At 62.9% G+C, this 17,244-nt stretch carries 15 protein-coding genes; 10 read left to right on the top strand and 5 right to left on the bottom strand.

Annotation, left to right across the window (positions count from 1 at the left end):
- Positions 1-11: 11 nt before the first annotated feature.
- The 6 genes from moeB (at position 12) to guaA (ending at position 8,332) form a co-directional block, all read left to right on the top strand.
- The gene (moeB, locus tag ACJ7C5_RS12815) at positions 12-1,148 is read left to right on the top strand and encodes a molybdopterin-synthase adenylyltransferase MoeB (protein ID WP_412704123.1); all 1,137 of its coding nucleotides are present in this window, start codon (positions 12-14) and stop codon (positions 1,146-1,148) included.
- A gap of 217 nt (positions 1,149-1,365) precedes the next feature.
- Complete coding sequence (locus tag ACJ7C5_RS12810) at positions 1,366-3,198, top strand: monovalent cation:proton antiporter-2 (CPA2) family protein (RefSeq protein WP_412704122.1); 1,833 nt, start codon at positions 1,366-1,368, stop codon at positions 3,196-3,198.
- A 169-nt stretch (positions 3,199-3,367) separates the two neighbouring features.
- The gene (gene folD / locus ACJ7C5_RS12805) at positions 3,368-4,246 is read left to right on the top strand and encodes a bifunctional methylenetetrahydrofolate dehydrogenase/methenyltetrahydrofolate cyclohydrolase FolD (protein WP_005409307.1); all 879 of its coding nucleotides are present in this window, start codon (positions 3,368-3,370) and stop codon (positions 4,244-4,246) included.
- 482 nt (positions 4,247-4,728) lie between these two features.
- Positions 4,729-6,186 carry an IMP dehydrogenase gene (guaB, locus tag ACJ7C5_RS12800; protein ID WP_005409308.1) on the top strand — a complete coding sequence of 486 codons (1,458 nt, stop codon included), beginning with the start codon at positions 4,729-4,731 and terminating at the stop codon, positions 6,184-6,186.
- Between the two features lie 56 nt (positions 6,187-6,242).
- A complete protein-coding gene (locus ACJ7C5_RS12795) occupies positions 6,243-6,770 on the top strand; it encodes a hypothetical protein (RefSeq protein WP_412704121.1) in 528 nt (175 codons plus the stop codon).
- Entirely contained in the window at positions 6,767-8,332 is a 1,566-nt protein-coding gene (gene guaA / locus ACJ7C5_RS12790) for a glutamine-hydrolyzing GMP synthase (RefSeq protein ID WP_412704120.1), read from the top strand. The genes ACJ7C5_RS12795 and guaA overlap by 4 nt, the downstream gene beginning before the upstream one ends.
- A 93-nt stretch (positions 8,333-8,425) precedes the next feature.
- On the opposite strand, the gene ACJ7C5_RS12785 is transcribed toward guaA, so the two are convergent.
- On the bottom strand, positions 8,426-9,406 hold the full coding sequence (locus tag ACJ7C5_RS12785; RefSeq protein WP_412704119.1) for a hypothetical protein: 981 nt from the start codon (positions 9,404-9,406) through the stop codon (positions 8,426-8,428).
- A gap of 155 nt (positions 9,407-9,561) precedes the next feature.
- On the opposite strand from ACJ7C5_RS12785, the gene ACJ7C5_RS12780 reads away from it, so the two are divergent.
- Together ACJ7C5_RS12780 and ACJ7C5_RS12775 are read left to right on the top strand one after the other, a co-directional pair.
- On the top strand, positions 9,562-10,194 hold the full coding sequence (locus ACJ7C5_RS12780; RefSeq protein WP_412704118.1) for a hypothetical protein: 633 nt from the start codon (positions 9,562-9,564) through the stop codon (positions 10,192-10,194).
- Between the two features lie 2 nt (positions 10,195-10,196).
- Positions 10,197-11,285 (top strand): MBL fold metallo-hydrolase, encoded by a 1,089-nt coding sequence (locus ACJ7C5_RS12775; RefSeq protein ID WP_412704117.1) that lies wholly within the window; start codon positions 10,197-10,199, stop codon positions 11,283-11,285.
- 35 nt (positions 11,286-11,320) lie between these two features.
- Here ACJ7C5_RS12775 and ACJ7C5_RS12770 read toward each other — a convergent pair whose 3' ends face one another.
- Together ACJ7C5_RS12770 and ACJ7C5_RS12765 are read right to left on the bottom strand one after the other, a co-directional pair.
- Positions 11,321-11,677 carry a hypothetical protein gene (locus ACJ7C5_RS12770; protein ID WP_049449683.1) on the bottom strand — a complete coding sequence of 119 codons (357 nt, stop codon included), beginning with the start codon at positions 11,675-11,677 and terminating at the stop codon, positions 11,321-11,323.
- 548 nt (positions 11,678-12,225) lie between these two features.
- Positions 12,226-13,143 carry a LysR family transcriptional regulator gene (locus ACJ7C5_RS12765; RefSeq protein WP_329764028.1) on the bottom strand — a complete coding sequence of 306 codons (918 nt, stop codon included), beginning with the start codon at positions 13,141-13,143 and terminating at the stop codon, positions 12,226-12,228.
- A gap of 97 nt (positions 13,144-13,240) precedes the next feature.
- On the opposite strand from ACJ7C5_RS12765, the gene ACJ7C5_RS12760 reads away from it, so the two are divergent.
- Positions 13,241-14,080 carry a type 1 glutamine amidotransferase domain-containing protein gene (locus ACJ7C5_RS12760; protein ID WP_412704116.1) on the top strand — a complete coding sequence of 280 codons (840 nt, stop codon included), beginning with the start codon at positions 13,241-13,243 and terminating at the stop codon, positions 14,078-14,080.
- A gap of 98 nt (positions 14,081-14,178) precedes the next feature.
- A complete protein-coding gene (locus tag ACJ7C5_RS12755) occupies positions 14,179-14,913 on the top strand; it encodes a hypothetical protein (protein WP_412704115.1) in 735 nt (244 codons plus the stop codon).
- A gap of 69 nt (positions 14,914-14,982) precedes the next feature.
- Here the strand turns inward: ACJ7C5_RS12755 and ACJ7C5_RS12750 are convergent, their stop codons facing one another.
- Entirely contained in the window at positions 14,983-16,866 is a 1,884-nt protein-coding gene (locus ACJ7C5_RS12750; protein ID WP_412704114.1) for a DNA/RNA helicase domain-containing protein, read from the bottom strand.
- Positions 16,863-17,237, bottom strand: coding sequence for a nucleotide pyrophosphohydrolase (locus tag ACJ7C5_RS12745; protein ID WP_412704113.1), 375 nt, complete (start codon positions 17,235-17,237; stop codon positions 16,863-16,865). Before ACJ7C5_RS12745 ends, ACJ7C5_RS12750 begins: the two co-directional genes overlap by 4 nt.
- Positions 17,238-17,244 lie beyond the last annotated feature (7 nt).

The following is a 17,244-nucleotide window of genomic DNA, read 5'->3' as shown; positions in this document are numbered from 1 at the left end:
ATAATGCGGCCATGAGCATCCAAGAGATTTCCCCCGCGCAGGCACGCGAGCGCCTGGCCCATGGCGCCGTGCTGATCGATGTACGCGAGGCGCATGAACGGGCCGGGGGCATGGCCGAGGGCGCGCGAGGCGTGGCCAAGGGCGAGCTGCAGGCCGACCCGGCCGTGCATCTGCCGCGGCACGACCAGGAAATCCTGCTGATCTGCCAGAGCGGCAAGCGCTCGGCCGATGCCGCGCAGTTCCTGCTGGAGGCCGGCTACACCCGCGTCGCTTCCGTGACGGGCGGCACCGTGGCCTGGCGCGAGCAGTCGCTGCCGCTGGTACAGCCGCTGGCCAGCGCCGCCGACCGCGACTTCTTTGATCGCTACTCTCGCCACCTGCTGCTGCCGCAGGTGGGCGAGGCCGGCCAGCGTACGCTGCAGCAATCGCGCGTGCTGGTGCTGGGCGCGGGTGGGCTGGGTGCGCCGGCTGGCTTCTATCTGGCTGCGGCCGGGGTAGGGCACCTGCGCTTCGCCGACCACGATCGCGTGGAGCGCAGCAACCTGCATCGGCAGATCGTGCATACCGAAGCCAGCGTCGGCCAGTTCAAGGTCGATTCCGCGCGCGAGCGGCTGCTGGCGCTGAACCCGTCGATCGAGGTCGAGGCGGTGCCCGAGCGGGTTACGTCCGAGAACGTGGATGCGCTGCTGGAGGGCGTGGACGTGGTGCTGGACGGCTCGGACAACTTCCCGCTGCGCTACCTGCTCAACGACGCCTGCATCAAGCACGCCAAGCCACTGGTGTATGCCGCCATCGAGCGCTTCGACGGTCAGGTAAGCGTGTTTGACGCCGGCCGCCAGCGTGGCGTGGCGCCGTGCTACCGCTGCCTGTTCCCCGAGCCACCGCCGCCGGAGTTCGCGCCGAACTGCTCCGAGGCGGGCGTGCTGGGTGTGCTGCCGGGATTGGCCGGCGTGCTGCAGGCCACCGAGGTGCTGAAGCTGCTGCTGGGCATCGGCGAGCCGCTGGTCGGCCGGCTGCTGCGCTTCGATGCGCTGGGCATGCGCTTCCGCGAGACCGGCATCCGGCCGGACCCGCACTGCCCGGTGTGCGCGCCGGGGGGGCCGTTCCCGGGGTATATCGATTACGCCGCGTTCTGTCGGGGTGGGTGAGTTCGGCTGGGCATCATCCACGCATGGCGTGGATCTACTAATGCGTCGGTAGATCCACGCCATGCGTGCATGGATGTATAGGGATTCGGGATGATGCTGGGGGTCGCTCCTGGCATCGTTCCATCTCCAAGACAATCCGACGCAACATGCGTGCTATTGCCGTCATCGGCATTGCTCTATTGTTGAACCCGATTCTGGATCTTGGGGAAAACACCGCATGGCGGTAGAAGCAGCGACCAGCGAGCTGGTCAAGGTCGTCGCCCTGTTGGGTGCGGCGGTGGTGATGGTGCCTTTGTTCCGCCGGGCCGGCCTGGGCTCGGTGCTGGGCTACTTCGCTGCCGGCCTGGCGATCGGACCGTTCGGGCTGGGCTGGTTCTCCGACCCGCAGGCCATCCTGCATACCGCCGAGCTCGGCGTGGTGATGTTCCTGTTCGTGATCGGCCTGGAAATGCGGCCCTCGCACCTGTGGAGCCTGCGCAAGGAAATCTTCGGGCTCGGCACGCTGCAGATCGTTACCTGCGCGCTGGTGCTGACCAGCATCGCCAAGCTGTTCGGCCTGCCGTGGCAGGTGGCCTTCATCGGCGCTACCGGCTTCGTGCTGACCTCCACCGCGGTGGTGATGCAGTTGCTGGCCGAGCGCGGCGACATCGCGCTGCCGTCGGGGCAGAAGATCGTCTCCATCCTGCTGTTCGAAGACCTGCTGATTGTGCCGCTGCTGGCGCTGGTGGCCTGGATGGGCCCGAGCGCAGGCAGTGCCGATGGCGAGGGCTCGCGCTGGCTGTCGGTGGCGATTGGCGTCGGTGCCATCGTCGGCCTGGTGTTGGTCGGTCGCTTCCTGCTCAACCCGCTGTTCCGCGTGCTGGCCGAATCGAAGGCGCGCGAGGTGATGACCGCCGCCGCGCTGCTGGTGGTGCTGGGCGCGGCGCTGCTGATGCAGCTGTCCGGCCTGTCGATGGCGATGGGTGCATTCCTCGCTGGCGTGCTGCTGAGTGAGTCGACCTTCCGCCACCAGATCGAGGCGGACATCGAGCCGTTCCGTGGCATCCTGCTCGGCCTGTTCTTCCTCAGCGTCGGCATGGCGCTGGACCTGAGCGTGGTGGCCGCGCACTGGCAGCTGATCCTCGGCCTGGTGCTGGCGTTGATGGCGGCCAAGGCGCTGTGCATCTACGTGGTGGCGCGCATCATGGGCAGCGACCACGCACAGGCGCTGGACCGTGGCGTGCTGATGGCGCAGGGCGGCGAGTTCGCCTTCGTGCTGTTCTCCGCCGCCGCATCGGCCGGCGTGATCAATCTGGAGATCAATGCCAACTTCACCGCCGTGGTGGTGCTGTCGATGGCACTGACCCCGCTGGTGGTGCTGGTCTACAAGCGCATCGCACCGAAGCCGACGGTGAACATGGATGGCGTGGACGAGGCCGATGGCCTGTCCGGCAGCGTGCTGCTGATCGGCTTTGGCCGTTTCGGCCAGGTCGCCAGCCAATCGCTGCTGGCGCGCGACGTGGACGTGACCATCATCGACAACGATGTGGAGATGATCCAGAGCGCGGCGCGCTTCGGTTTCAAGATCTATTACGGTGATGGCACGCGTCTGGACGTGCTGCATGCCTCGGGCGCGGCCACCGCGCGGGCGATTGCGGTGTGCGTGGACAAGGCCGAGGCGGCTGATCGCATCGTTGAACTGGTGGCGCATGAGTTCCCGCAGGCCAAGCTGATGGTGCGTTCGTTCGACCGCGAGCATTCGCTGCGGCTGATCCATGCCGGTGTCGATTTCCAGATCCGAGAGACCTTTGAATCGGCGGTGCTGTTCGGCCAGGCTGCGCTGGTGGAGCTGGGTGCGGATGAGGACGACGCGATCGAGATCGCCGAGCAGATCCGCCGCCGCGATGCCGAGCGCTTTGAGCTGGAGATTGCCGGCGGTGGTTTGAATGCCGGGGCGCGGATGATCTACGGCAACAGCCCGCAGGGCGTACCGACGCCGACGCCGTTCACTGCGCCGAAGCGGGAGAGCAAGACGCTGAACCCGCAGGATGTGCCGGAAGAGGAAGAGTAGCCCCCGGTAGTACCGGCCGCTGGCCGGCAGATACGGGAACGTTCCGACGTCATGAGGTTGCCGGCCAGCGGCCGGCACTACCAGGTGGGGAATTACCCAAGCCGTGGCGGTGGGCGAGGGGGCCTGAATCGGGGACAATAGCGTCCCCGCCGCCCCACGCCCGCTCCCGATGACCGATTCCGCCTCCCAGCTTCCTGCCCGCATCCTTGATGGCCGCCGTATCGCCGAGGACCTGCTCGACAGCCTGAAGGTGCGCGTCGACGCCCGCGTGGCCGCCGGTGGCAGCCGTCCGGGCCTGGCCGTGGTGCTGGTCGGTGGCGACCCGGCCTCGACCGTGTACGTGCGCAACAAGCGCCGTGCCGCCGAGAAGGTCGGCATCGAGGCGCATGACTACGATCTGCCGGCCGGTACCACCGAAGCCGAGCTGCTCGACCTGATCGACCAGCTCAACGCCGATCCCAAGATCAACGGCATCCTGATCCAGCTGCCGCTGCCGGGCATCCCCGACGCGCGCCGGCTGATCCAGCGCATCGACCCGCGCAAGGACGTGGACGGCTTCCACCCGGAAAACGTCGGCCACCTGGCCCTGCGCGAATTCGGCCTGCGCCCGTGCACCCCGCGCGGCATCACCACGCTGCTGGGCCACACCGACCAGCCGGTGCGTGGCCGCAACGCCACCATCGTGGGCGTGAGCAACCACGTCGGTCGCCCGATGGGCCTGGAGCTGCTGATTGCCGGCTGCACCGTGACCAGCTGCCACAAGTTCACCCCCAAGGACGTGCTGGAACAGGCCGTGCGCAACGCCGACATCCTGGTGGTGGCGGTGGGCCGCCCGGGCATCGTGCCGGGCGAGTGGGTGAAGCCGGGCGCGGTGGTGATCGATGTGGGTATCAACCGCTTGGATGACGGCCGGTTGGTGGGCGACGTCGGGTTTGAAGCCGCCGCCCAGAGGGCGAGCTGGATCACCCCGGTGCCGGGTGGCGTGGGACCGATGACCGTGGCCACGTTGATGCAGAACACGTTGGAAGCGGCGGAAGCGCTGAGCTGAGCGCACCTGGGGCTGGTCTCAGGTGTCTGAGGGTTAGTGCGGACCAACGGTCCGCACCCACCTAAAGCGGCTGGATCTGGCCCTTGGGTCTGCTCGCGAGATGTGCTGCTGGTGGGTGCCGACCGTTGGTCGGCACAATGCCAGAGGGGTGGGGTTCCTGCTGGGGCGCTGGTGTCTGAGAGAGAGTGCGGACCAACGGTCCGCACCCACCACAGGCAGGCCGACGACCGGCTGTTGGTAGGTGCCAACCTTGGTTGGCACGATCCGTCCGGCGCTGGACCCCAGATGGGGTGAAGGCCTCTCCCTGTTTGTGCCAACCAAGGTTGGCACCTACCAAAGGCGGTGCGTTTGGGTGCCCTGAACGGATCACCGCTGGCGCGACACTGTGTCGCGCAGAAATCCAATTCTGGATACCAAAAATGCTGTTCTTGGCTCCAGAAACAGGGTAAAATGTCGCGCTTCCCCACATCTCGGGTATGCCGATGCTGCGCATCCAGGCTGAAGCACTCACTTACGACGACGTCTCGCTCGTCCCCGCCCATTCGACCATCCTGCCCAAGGACGTCAACCTCGAAACGCGGTTGACTCGCGACCTGAAGCTGAAGCTTCCGATCCTGTCCGCAGCCATGGATACCGTCACCGAAGCCCGCCTGGCCATCGCCATGGCACAGCTCGGCGGCATGGGCATCATCCACAAGAATCTCAGCCTGGAACAGCAGGCCGCGGAAGTGGCCAAGGTCAAGAAGTTCGAGGCCGGTGTCATCCGCGACCCGATCACCGTCGGCCCGGAAACCACCATCCGCGACGTGCTGGCCCTGACCCAGGCGCACAACATCTCCGGCGTGCCGGTGGTGGGCAGCGACGGCCTGCTGGCCGGCATCGTGACCCATCGCGACATGCGCTTCGAGACCGAGCTGGACGATCCGGTCCGCCACATCATGACCAAGAAGGATCGCCTGATCACGGTCAAGGAAGGCGCCGCGTCCGACGAAGTGCTGCAGCTGCTGCACCGCAACCGCATCGAAAAGGTGCTGGTGGTCAACGATTCGTTCGAACTGCGTGGCCTGATCACCGTCAAGGACATCCAGAAGAACACCGACTTCCCCAACGCTGCCAAGGATCTGTCGACCCGCCTGCTGGTCGGCGCTGCCGTCGGCGTGGGTGGCGATACCGATCGCCGCGTGGAAGCGCTGGTCGCCGCCGGCGTGGACGTGATCGTGGTCGATACCGCGCACGGCCACTCGCAGGGCGTGCTGGACCGCGTCAGCTGGGTCAAGAAGAACTTCCCGAACGTGCAGGTCATCGGTGGCAACATCTGCACCGGCGAAGCCGCACTGGCGCTGCTGGACAGCGGCGCGGACGCAGTGAAGGTCGGCATCGGCCCGGGCTCGATCTGCACCACCCGCGTCGTCGCCGGCGTCGGCGTGCCGCAGGTCACCGCCATTGACCTGGTGGCCGAAGCGCTGCAGGACCGCATCCCGCTGATCGCCGACGGTGGCATCCGCTACTCGGGCGACATCGGCAAGGCGCTGGCCGCCGGTGCCTCGACCATCATGGTCGGTGGCCTGCTGGCCGGTACCGAGGAATCGCCGGGCGAGACCGAGCTGTACCAGGGCCGTTCGTACAAGAGCTACCGCGGCATGGGTTCGCTGGCCGCCATGGAAAAGGGGTCGAAGGACCGGTACTTCCAGGACGCCGCCACCGCCGACAAGCTGGTGCCGGAAGGCATCGAAGGCCGCGTGCCGTACCGCGGCCCGGTGGGTGGCATCATCCACCAGCTGATGGGCGGCCTGCGCGCCACCATGGGCTACGTGGGCTGCGCCACCATCGAAGACATGCGCAGCAAGCCCAAGTTCGTGAAGATCAGCGGCGCCGGCCAGCGTGAGAGCCACGTCCACGACGTGACGATCACCAAAGAGCCGCCGAACTACCGCGCCTGATGCGCTTGCGAACTGCTCTTGCGATTACGGGCAGCCTGCTGATGGCAGGCTGTTCGTTGTCCGAACCGCCGCCGCGCTCCGGGTCTCCGGGCGCGGCGGTTTCGCAATTGCAGGACGTGCAGGCGTGCCAGAACGCGTTTTCGCTGCCGAAGGGCTGGCAGGTGCAGGCCGCTGGCGAGCAGCGCTGGCTGCTGAAGGGCACCGGCGAGCGCCCGCTGCAGGTCACGCTGCAGTGCATTACCGAGCTGCTGCACGGGCCGGATGATCCGGTGCTGACGCCAGTACTGGGCGCGCTGGAGCCCGCACGGATGAGCGTACGCTGGGCGTCCTGGGGCGCTGCGGATTCGGGCGCTTCGATGGCGGCGCTGCAACGGCGCATCGTGCCCGGCACCGAAGTGCAGGAAATCGCCGAGCTGCCGCGCGCCGACCGCTCCAACCCCAACGCACCGCACGGGCTGCTGATGCTGCGCTGGGACGAGGAAGACACCTCACATATTCAACAACGCGAGGCGTTCATCGCCGCGCTGACGCAGAGCCTTGAAGCGCCGGGCGCTGCGAAAAACACCACTGGAACGGCACCATGACCAACATCCATAACGACAAGATCCTCATCCTCGATTTCGGCGCGCAGTACACGCAGCTGATCGCCCGCCGCATCCGCGAGCTGGGCGTCTACTGCGAAATCTGGGCGTGGGACCACAACCCGGCCGAGATCGCCGCGTTCGGCGCCAAGGGCATCATCCTGTCCGGCGGCCCGGAATCGACCACGCTGCCGGGTGCGCCGGCCGCACCGCAGGAAGTGTTCGACAGCGGCCTGCCGATTTTCGGCATCTGCTACGGCATGCAGACCCTGGCCGCGCAGCTGGGCGGTGCCACCGAAGCCGCTGACCAGCGCGAGTTCGGCCACGCCGAAGTGAACGTGATCAACCACGATGCGCTGTTCAAGGGCCTGAGTGACCACGGTGGCGAGCCGAAGTTGAATGTCTGGATGAGCCACGGCGACCACGTCTCCGTTGCGCCGCCAGGCTTCACCATCACCGCCACCACCGACCGCATTCCGGTGGCCGCCATGGCCAACGAAGAAAAGCGCTGGTACGGCGTGCAGTTCCACCCGGAAGTGACCCACACCCTGCAGGGCCAGGCGCTGCTGCGCCGCTTCGTGGTGGATGTGTGCGGCTGCCAGACCCTGTGGACCGCCGCCAACATCATCGACGACCAGATCGCGCGCGTGCGCGAACAGGTGGGCGATGACGAAGTGATCCTGGGCCTGTCCGGCGGCGTCGATTCGTCCGTGGTGGCTGCGCTGCTGCACAAGGCGATCGGCGAAAAGCTGACCTGCGTGTTCGTGGATACAGGCCTGCTGCGCTGGCAGGAAGGCGACCAGGTGATGGCGATGTTCGCCGAGCACATGGGCGTAAAGGTCGTACGCGTCAACGCCGCCGACCGTTACTTCGCCGCGCTGGAAGGCGTGAGCGACCCGGAAGCCAAGCGCAAGATCATCGGCAACCTGTTCGTTGAGATCTTCGACGAAGAGTCGAACAAGCTGAAGAACGCCAAGTGGCTGGCGCAGGGCACCATCTACCCGGACGTGATCGAGTCGGCCGGCAGCAAGACCGGCAAGGCGCACGTGATCAAGAGCCACCACAACGTGGGCGGCCTGCCGGAGCACATGAAGCTGGGCCTGGTGGAGCCGCTGCGCGAGCTGTTCAAGGACGAAGTGCGCCGCCTGGGTGTTGAGCTGGGCCTGCCGCGTACCATGGTCTACCGCCATCCGTTCCCGGGCCCGGGCCTGGGCGTGCGCATCCTGGGTGAAGTGAAGCCGGAATACGCCGAGCTGCTGGCCAAGGCTGACGCCATCTTCATTGATGAGCTGCGCAAGGCGGACCTGTACGACAAGACCAGCCAGGCGTTTGCCGTGTTCCTGCCGGTGAAGTCGGTGGGCGTGGTGGGCGACGCGCGTGCTTATGAGTGGGTGATTGCGCTGCGGGCCGTGGAGACGATCGACTTCATGACCGCGCATTGGGCGCATCTGCCGTATGACTTCCTGGGTACGGTGAGCAACCGGATCATCAATGAGTTGCGGGGGGTGTCACGGGTTGTCTATGACATCTCTGGGAAGCCGCCGGCTACTATTGAGTGGGAGTGAGTTGAAAGAACGAGGGCGCCGAGAGGCGCCCTTGTTGTATTTGAAGAGACATGGCCAGCTGAAGTCTTGTGCAAGTCGATATCGGACTCCTCGCTACAGATCCAGCTTTGATACGCCACCACTCGCCAAGATGGTCCGATCACGCAGCTGTAGCCACTCCTTTGCGGAGTTCCTGCCTATTCTTATTCCCATCTGCTGATGCACCAACTGCGCCAACTTTATTCGAGTGCTTTGATCTGAAGTCAAAAAAATTACTGGGCTCAGATCACAGCGTCCAAAGGATTCTCCGTCGGTTAGAAGTCGCTGAGCTTCTTGAATCTGCTGGGAATGACTACTAAGAATTGCGGTGATTTCTCTCAGTGCTTTTGCGCGCTTTCTACCTTCGTTCGGGAGGTCGGCCAAGTAGCTTCGCTTAAGTTCGGTGAGGCGACCAACTTCTCGTTGGAGCAGCCCTTGATCACAGACTCGAACTCCGGGCAGCGATCCGACGACAATGCTTGCACTCTTTCGCTGTTTGATGATGTTGCCATTGTGGTCTCGCGTCGCTGGGGTATGGCCCTGAATCACAATTCGGGTCGTTCCTTCGGTAGCTTGGCGGCATAGCGCCTTCCAGACTGCTGGCCCGACCTCGGTTGCAAATTTTTGCAGACGCGTTCTTAGGGAGTCCAATTGACTGAGAGTGTTGGTGATCTCGGCGATCCTCTCGTCCTTCAACAGAAGGAGCTCTTGGAGCCGAACTTCGGCGTTGATGCGAACGATCTCTGATTGGGCTCGTCTCATATCGTCCACTGCAATAGATCCGGCCGCAAATTTGCTTCTCGCGCAGTCGCCTCCAATAAGGGTTGCGGTGCCGTCTTTTCTTCGTGCGACCCATCCTTTTCCATGATGGGTTAGGCAAAGAGCCGCACTCGGCTTGAGCACGCAGCATCTCAGCTTCTGATCGTGGAATGCGTACCACCCAACTAGCTCTTGATACGAGTCGGCGTCGATTGGGGCCTCGGCTGAGAATCCTGGTTCGTCGGCAATTTCAGAGATCGAAGCAAAGTGTCTTGTGCCCGCTACAGTCGATTGCATGGCGTGCTCTCACGGTATTTGAAGTTGAGAGTAAAGACGCGCCGTCTCTCGGGATGAGACGCTTCTCCTTCAGATTCTTACCGTTTCAAACGTAGTACTTGACGCTAGCTTCACAAAGCCCAACAATTGGTTCAGCAGGGATGGAGGATTTGCAGATGGCAGCCTCGCATAAAGATGCCAACCGGATGGCTTTGATGTTGGTGCTTGCGGCGAATTCCATTGCGTTTTGGGGGCTGGTTACTACCCAGCAAGTTGATCCGGCGGCGTGGATCGGGTCAATTCAGGGGAATGTTAAGGGCACCGCTCCGATTGCGTTGGCCTTGGTACTAACGGGGATACTGAATTCGCAGCTGAGTCCGTTGGCGAAGGCCCGCTTGGTATTTCTCGATTGGAGTCATCCTCTTCCCGGTTGCCGTGCCTTTTCATTCTTCGTGTACCGGGATAATCGAATTGATGTGACGGCGCTGCAGAAGAAGTACGGGCCATTCCCTGTGGATCCGAACGAGCAGAACCGCCGTTGGTACACAATCTATCAAACAGTTCGCGATCAGCCATCTATAACCGATGCAAATCGAGGTTTTCTGTTTGGTCGCGACTATGCGTCGATGATGGTGATTGCGCTGTTTGTGTTTGGCACTTTGGGTCTTCTTCTAATCAAGTCGCCAATTGTTTATATTTCTTACACCGCAGTATTGATTTTTCAATTCGCGTTGGCTTCAAATTCTGCAAGAAATCACGCAGCTAGGCTTGTGACCAATTCAATGGCAATTGCTTCGCAGGAGAAATGATCGTGGGGGATTTCTACGAAATAGATTTCTTGGATGTCGAAACAAAGAAGAGTGGTGATGCAATCACGGTTCGCTATGAATTGGGTGGTGTCCGTTCGATTCACATTGTAGATACGGGATATCAAGCCACAGGGCCTGGCATCGTAAATCATGTCCTGAAGCACTATCAGACCGATGTGGTCGATCATCTCGTAATTACTCACTGTGATGGAGATCATACTGGTGGCGCAGTTCATCTTCTTGAGAATTTGAAGGTCAAGCGCCTATGGATGCTGCGCCCATGGGCCTATGCAGATGAACTAATTAATAGGTTTGAGGTGGGCACGGTAGATGGTCTGCGTCGTCGCCTTAGGCAAATATACTGGCAGTTGGTAGAAATCGAGACGAAAGCCAACGATCTTGGAGTGGAGATTTCAGATCCATTTCAAGGTTCGGTAATTGGGCCATTCAAGGTTCTCGCACCCAGTCGTGCTCGCTTTCTCGACTTGATTGTTGATTCTGAGAAAACTCCTGAGTCCGTTCAGGATGCGGCGGCAACATCGTCTGATCGAGCTTTCTGGGCCATTAGAGAGCTATTAAAGCGAGCGGCTAGGATCGTTAACGCTGCTTGGAACGTTGAGCTTTTTTCCTCTCAGGAAACAAGCGCTGAGAATGAAATGAGCGTAGTCCAGTGGGCTTCGCTTTGTGGAGATAAAATTCTTCTAACGGGTGATGCGGGAAGGGGTGGTTTGACAGAAGCAATCAACTACGCCCCATACTCCGGCCTTGTGCTTCCAGGATTCAGGCGAGCTCAGGTTCCGCATCACGGATCAAGAAGGAACTTGAGTACTGAGATTATGGATGAGCTTTTTGGCCCCCGTCTTCCATCAATGGTCGATAAGGGACAAGAGACTTGGACCGCCGTCTGTAGTTCGGCAAAGCTCGACGAGGCGCACCCTAGGCTTGCGGTCAAGAGGGCGTTCATTCATCGGGGCGCGCGATTCATTGCTACCGAAAGCCGTTCGATTCGCAGTTACGGAGGCGATGCGCCGAAGCGCAATGATTGGACCCCAGTAGAAGGTGATCCCTATCCGGACTCGCACGAAGAGTAAGCTCAAGTCGCGTGATTGAAGCGAGTCGATACCAGTTATTCGGGCCTAACCTCCCGACAGGCCCACTCAACCAAACCTCGGCAGGCTAGGAACAACCCATCAACGACCCCCTCATCCAAATGCCTCTCCGGCTCCGCTGCCACCCGGCAGCGGTCTGCCGCGTGCAGCAACTCCAGCACCGTCAGCGCCCCCACCATCGCGCGCTCGCTCCGGGCCAGGCTAACGCGACGCCCGGGCGACACATCGGTTTCTGGCCAAGGGTGCCCATCAGCCCCCTCGCAGCCGCGCATGCGCTTGAGGATGCCGAGCAGGGAGTTCAGGTCGGGCAGGGGAGTGTCGTCGTTGATGGGCTCAACAACGGTGTACGAAGAGAAGGTGTCGGATTCGTTCATGGCGTCGGCTTCCGTGGCTGTGCTTAACAGCGCCACCGTGAAGAGGTGGCGGACGATGCGTGGCTGCAAACCGGGACGAAGCAACGAATGACCGGTGGGTCCGAAGACCCCCACGCACCGCCCGCCAGATAGGCCGACGGATTGCCCGCCGGCACCGGTTAAGGACGGTGCCGACGGGCAAGCGTAAACAACAGTCGTTGCTCATCGCGGGTTTGCAGACCCGGAGCCACCCGTTGTCGGTGGCACGTCATGGTGTTTACGCAGCCGCTTCGAATGCCAATAGAAATTCGCGAAGGAATCGCGGAATCCGAGAGCGAAGAACTATTGTTGCACGCACCATTCGTGTAGCACGCGACACCAGCAGACGCATTCGCGCAGCTGCTCTGCTGATGGCGAATCAAAGTGGCGCAATCGACCATGCCACAAGCGAATAGCGCGACGGCCTGCTTTGCAACAGTTCTTAGTCCGCCTCGCCAAGCAACGGCGCGCGATCAGCCGCACACCTCGAAAAGCGGTTCAAACCCGACACCGTTAACAAGCTCGCAGCTTCAGCCAGCGCGATTCTCAGCCGCATTGCCCACCAACAACTCAATCATCGCCCGCGCCGCCGCCGACTGCCGCCGGTGCGGCGCATAGATCACCGAGAACGGCCGCGATCTTCCCCGCAGCTGCGGCAACACTTCCACCAACTGCCCACGCTGCAACCGCTCGCGCACGATGAACTCATAGCTCTGGCAGATGCCGATGCCCTGTTCGGCCAGCGACACCACGCCCAGTACATCGTCGGAAGTCTCGATGGACGAACGCGGCAGCCAGTCCACGTCGCGCCCGTCGTCGCGGAAGATCCACGGCGCCAGCCGCCCGGTGCGCGGCATCACGAAGGGCAGGCACAGGTGCTGCTGCAGGTCGTCCAGCGTCTGCGGAGTGCCGCGGCGCTGCAGGTACTCTGGCGAAGCCACGAGCAGCAGCGGCGCGTCTTCCAGCTTGCGCGCCACCAGCCCGCTGTCCGGCAGCTGGCCCAGCCGGATGGCCAGGTCGAAGCCTTCGGCCACCAGGTCCACGTTGCGGTTGGTGATGTTCAGTTCCACCTGCACCTGCGGGTACTGCTGCGCAAAACGCGCCAGCACGGGCGGTAGCCGGTAGTGGCCATAGGTGGTGGGCACGCTCAGGCGCACGCGGCCGGCCAGCGCACCGTCCTGGGCCAGTACGTCGCGCTCGGCGTCGTCCAGCAGGCCGAAGGCGGTGCGCACCTGTTCCAGATAAAGCCGCCCGGCGTCGGTCAGGCCCACGCGGCGGGTGGTTCGCTGCAGCAGCTGCCGGCCCAGCCGCGCCTCCAGGCGGGTGACCGCGCGGCTCAGCACCGAGGGCGTGGTGGACAGCGCCACCGCGCCAGCCGTGAAAGAGCCGTGCTCGACCACCGCCAGGAACACCTCCACATCGCCCAGGTAGTCGAACTTGCGGCTCATTTGGCTCTCCGGGGAACAGATGTTTTGCGATGGGGCCAATTTATCGCCGCCGGGGCGATGAATAAAGTGGCGGCCATTCCCCGATAGGAGCTACCCCATGAACCTGATGACCCGGCTGGCTGCAGCGCTGGCCCTTACCCTGGCCGCGACCGGCGTGCATGCCGCCAACGTGCTGGTGGTGTTGTCCGACGAAAACCACCTGGACCTGAAGGACGGCAAGGTGCTGTCCACCGGCTTCTATCTCAACGAGTTGATGCAGCCGGTCAAGCTGCTGCTGGACGCGGGCCACGAGGTGACCTTCGCCACGCCACAGGGGCGGGCGCCGACGGTGGATGCGTCCTCGGTGACGGCGGCATACTTCGGCAACGATGCCGCGCAGTTGAAGTTGCACAAGGAGCTGCTGGATAAGCTGGCGCTGACCTCGCCGAAGGCCTCGCCGGTGGTCAGCCTGGCGCGCATCGAGCAGCAGGGCTACGCGCGTTTCGATGCGGTCTACATTCCCGGTGGTCACGCGCCGATGCAGGACCTGCTGAAGAGCCCGGCGCTGGGCCGCTTGCTGGCCGACTTCCACCAGCGCAACAAGACCACCGCACTGGTCTGCCACGGGCCGATCGCGCTGCTGTCCACGCTGCCGGATGCGGATGGTTTCGTGGCGAAGCTGGAGGCCGGTGCGATGCCGCCTACGCCGAAGTGGATCTACAGCGGCTACCAGATGACGGTGATCAGCAACCAGGAAGAGGAGCAGGCCAAGCCGCTGCTGGGCGGCGGTGAGATGAAGTTCTACCCGCAGACCGCGTTGGAGCGGGCGGGTGCGAAGTTCAGCAGCAACAGTGCGCCTTGGACGGGGCATGTGGTGGTGGACCGCGAGCTGATTACCGGGCAGAACCCGGCTTCGGCGCTGGAAGTGGGGCAGCGGTTGGTGGAGCGGTTGAAGTAGGGCGGGTTCTGCATCGCATGCGGTGCCGTGGCACCATGACGGGCTGGCCTCGTCCTTCCGGGCGGGGCCGTTTTCCCAGGGAAGCCCTCGAACACGACATGCGAACGTCTTTTTTCATTCTCTCCGCCCTGTGCCTTGGCCTGCTGTCTGGCTGCGCCAGCGGGCCGGATTACCACCATTCCAATCGCGAGATCACCAGCGCATTCGTGGCCGAGGACGGCAAGCTGTACTTGCTGCCGGTCTATGACGAGCCGATGCGCTTCGACGCCGCGCCGTTCCGCGATTACCGTGCGCTGATGGACAGCCCGCTGCGCGAGGCCGTGGTCTGCGCGCAGCTGTACTTCCGTGAGGACTGGCGCGTTCCGGCCGACAGGACCAAGGTGCATGGCAGCTACGCGCTGCTGCTGCGGCCGGAGCAGGTGACGCAGGAACAGGCCGCGCAGTTCAAGCTGGAGCGGTTGGAGATCAGCCCGCGGGTGGCCAAGGCCATTGACGAGTTGACGCGCCGGCCGTACATCCTCGAAGCCCGGAGCCGTTACGAGCTGGCGGCCAACCCGGACTGCAACCTTTCCAGGCAGGGCGGCAGCTATTACAGCGCACTGTTCGAGAGTGATGGCGAGCGGGTGAAGTTGCCGGACGCTGCTGCGCTGGCCGCGAAGGCGAAGCTGCCGCAGTCGATCACCGCGCGGGCTGAGCGGATCCGGCCGGACGATACGGACAAGCCGGGGGTTGGAACGGCCGCCGGCAAGGTGCTGGGCGCGGCGTTGGTTCCTGTGGCGGTTCCGGTGTTTGTGTTGAGCCTGCCGTTCCTGGGGCCCGATCATTGGAAGTGATGGGGCATTGAGAGAGAGCATCCGCGCGTGGCGTGGATCTACCTCTGGTCAGCTGTCAGGTGGAGGCGCTTAGGCCTCCACTTCAACCGCCTGTTCGACGGCTGCCTGTCGCTGCAGTCGGGCTGCGAAATAGGCGGCAACTTGCGGATCGGTCGCGTAGACGTAGCAGCCCTTCATCCCTCGTGTCATCAAGGTGCGGTAGGTGTTCTTGATGATGGTGTCCGCAAGCTCGGCGGCATGGGCGGGATGGGACTTTGAGAGCTTCACGAAACCCTTCATGGTCTTGTCGTGCCGATCACGCGCGCGAGGCACGGTTTTGAGGGCACCGTCTTCCATGACCAGGTCCGGTCCGATGATCACCCCGATGTAGTCGACTTCCAGCCCCTGGCAGGTATGGATGCAGCCTACCTGGTAAACCGAATCCGGCGAGATGATCCAAAGGCTTCCGTCGTCATTGAGGTTCCATTGCCGCCGGTAGTTGCCAATGACAATGTCCATCTCCTTGCTGTTCTTCTTGCTGTTCCACGGCCAGCAGTAGCCAGCGACCACGCGGGCGCGGTTGCCGGTGTTCCTGGCTTCGATGGCGGCATGCAGCGCGGACGGATCATCGAAGACCTGGAAGTCGTAGCTGTTCTCATCCAGCGTTGTGTTTGCGGTGGGCCTGATCTGAAGCACGTCATCCAGCCATGCGAGATAGCCGTCCGAGCCTGCGCAGCGGAACTGCGAGGACAGGACGTATTCCTCCACCGTCGCGCCACGGGCGAGTGCGAAGTCACGAATGGCCTCTTTGGTGCCGATATCCTTGAGCGTGACACGCTGGTCTTCATCAATGAAGAACACGCTGCACAGTGCGGCGTTGATCAACTCCTGGATCTGGTGCGTACCGAGGTTGCCATAGAATCCGCTCTTCTCGGTAAGGCGATGCGCCTCATCCACGACCAATACGTCGTACGCGTTCTGCGCCGATTCGGTGAACGAGCCGGATCCACCGAAAAGATGCACCAGATGGGCATTCTCGGGCTTCTGGATGAGCGTGTTGCTGTACACGGCACGAGGCGCTGCATTCTTGGAAATGTACTTGACGGTCAACCCATCGCGAAGCGCCGCGAGAAGGTTCACCGCGACAACCGACTTGCCCGTGCCCGGGCCACCTTCAACGATGACGACACGGGGCTTTCCGCTGGCGTGCGCTTGGGCACACGCAGCCTTGGCAGCTTCAAATACCTGCTTCTGCTCATCAAGCAGCGCAAAGGCGCTGTTTCCCCTCAGCAGCCGATGCACGTCGTCGGCGAGCGCCTTGGAGGGGCGGATTCGGCCATTCTCCAGTTCGGCAAGCACGGACGCACCACCACCCTTGCAGGTGTATTGGCTGATGAAGCTACGCAGCCCTTCCAGATCCCCGGTGCTCTTCAGGAAGAGCGGGGCACGCTCGATGTAGGGCTGGTAGTGCGGCGAGTTGATGACACCGTCCGGCACGTAGTTGTGCAGGTAGGCGCAGGGGTGCAGCTGGAGTTTTCCTTCATGGACCGCTTCGTTGAAGCCCTCCAGGAACGCAGCATAGGACCACGCCTGATAGCTGGGGTGGACGAGTGGCTGCCCTTCACGAAGTTCTACGATGGCGTCGCGCTTGGTCGGCTTGATGGCGGACCACTGCTTTAGCTCGACGATGATGACGTGCGGCGAGCCATCCTCGGCGTGACCGGTCAGGACGACGTCGATGCGCTTCTTCGACTGGGGAAGAATGAACTCCACCGCCACGCCGATGTCATCGGGAATGGAGTGATGGGTGAGCGCACGCGCAACGTACCGAAGCGACTCGCGCCAGGACCGGATCTCGGACTCGCCCACGTCACCCTTCGTCGCGGCCTTGAAACTGGCGCGGATGACCTCCTCGATCTCTTCGTCGTTGCATTGACGAAGGAAGGATGCCTTGTCTGCCTGGTAGACGATCATGGCTGCGACAGCTTGTTGTACTTGGTGCTGACGCCTCGCGACAGGTCCACAGGGTACTTGGCGGCATTGGTGGCCAGCTTGCTGCTGACGGCCTCGTTCAGATCGATGCCGAGCACGTCCGACAGCCGGATGAGGTACAGCGCTACGTCGGCGATCTCATCGCGTACGGCGCTTGCAGTGGCTTCTGAAGACGCTGCCTTGAAGGAGTCGGCCTCGGCCATCCACTGGAAAATCTCGTTCAGCTCTCCAACTTCGCCGGAAAGGGCCATGACAAGGTTCTTGGGGGAGTGGAACTGGGCCCAGTCACGGGCTTCGGCGAACTCCCTGAGCGCTTGGGCAGCGCCCCGAACCTCAACAAGAGGGTGATCCATGGCATGG

It is taken from the genome of Nocardiopsis yanglingensis, assembly GCF_045809185.1.
Lineage (GTDB): Bacteria > Pseudomonadota > Gammaproteobacteria > Xanthomonadales > Xanthomonadaceae > Stenotrophomonas > Stenotrophomonas yanglingensis.
This window is presented reverse-complemented; position numbering and strand designations above follow the sequence as displayed.

Excerpts from the sequence above, each read along its gene's own strand:
- moeB (WP_412704123.1), top strand. The coding sequence starts at position 12 with ATGAGCATCCAAGAGATTTCCCCCGCGCAGGCACGCGAGCGCCTGGCC.
- ACJ7C5_RS12810 (WP_412704122.1), top strand. The coding sequence starts at position 1,366 with ATGGCGGTAGAAGCAGCGACCAGCGAGCTGGTCAAGGTCGTCGCCCTG.
- folD (WP_005409307.1), top strand. The coding sequence starts at position 3,368 with ATGACCGATTCCGCCTCCCAGCTTCCTGCCCGCATCCTTGATGGCCGC.
- guaB (WP_005409308.1), top strand. The coding sequence starts at position 4,729 with ATGCTGCGCATCCAGGCTGAAGCACTCACTTACGACGACGTCTCGCTC.
- guaA (WP_412704120.1), top strand. The coding sequence starts at position 6,767 with ATGACCAACATCCATAACGACAAGATCCTCATCCTCGATTTCGGCGCG.
- ACJ7C5_RS12785 (WP_412704119.1), bottom strand. The coding sequence starts at position 9,406 with ATGCAATCGACTGTAGCGGGCACAAGACACTTTGCTTCGATCTCTGAA.
- ACJ7C5_RS12780 (WP_412704118.1), top strand. The coding sequence starts at position 9,562 with ATGGCAGCCTCGCATAAAGATGCCAACCGGATGGCTTTGATGTTGGTG.
- ACJ7C5_RS12770 (WP_049449683.1), bottom strand. The coding sequence starts at position 11,677 with ATGAACGAATCCGACACCTTCTCTTCGTACACCGTTGTTGAGCCCATC.
- ACJ7C5_RS12765 (WP_329764028.1), bottom strand. The coding sequence starts at position 13,143 with ATGAGCCGCAAGTTCGACTACCTGGGCGATGTGGAGGTGTTCCTGGCG.
- ACJ7C5_RS12760 (WP_412704116.1), top strand. The coding sequence starts at position 13,241 with ATGAACCTGATGACCCGGCTGGCTGCAGCGCTGGCCCTTACCCTGGCC.
- ACJ7C5_RS12755 (WP_412704115.1), top strand. The coding sequence starts at position 14,179 with ATGCGAACGTCTTTTTTCATTCTCTCCGCCCTGTGCCTTGGCCTGCTG.
- ACJ7C5_RS12750 (WP_412704114.1), bottom strand. The coding sequence starts at position 16,866 with ATGATCGTCTACCAGGCAGACAAGGCATCCTTCCTTCGTCAATGCAAC.
- ACJ7C5_RS12745 (WP_412704113.1), bottom strand. The coding sequence starts at position 17,237 with ATGGATCACCCTCTTGTTGAGGTTCGGGGCGCTGCCCAAGCGCTCAGG.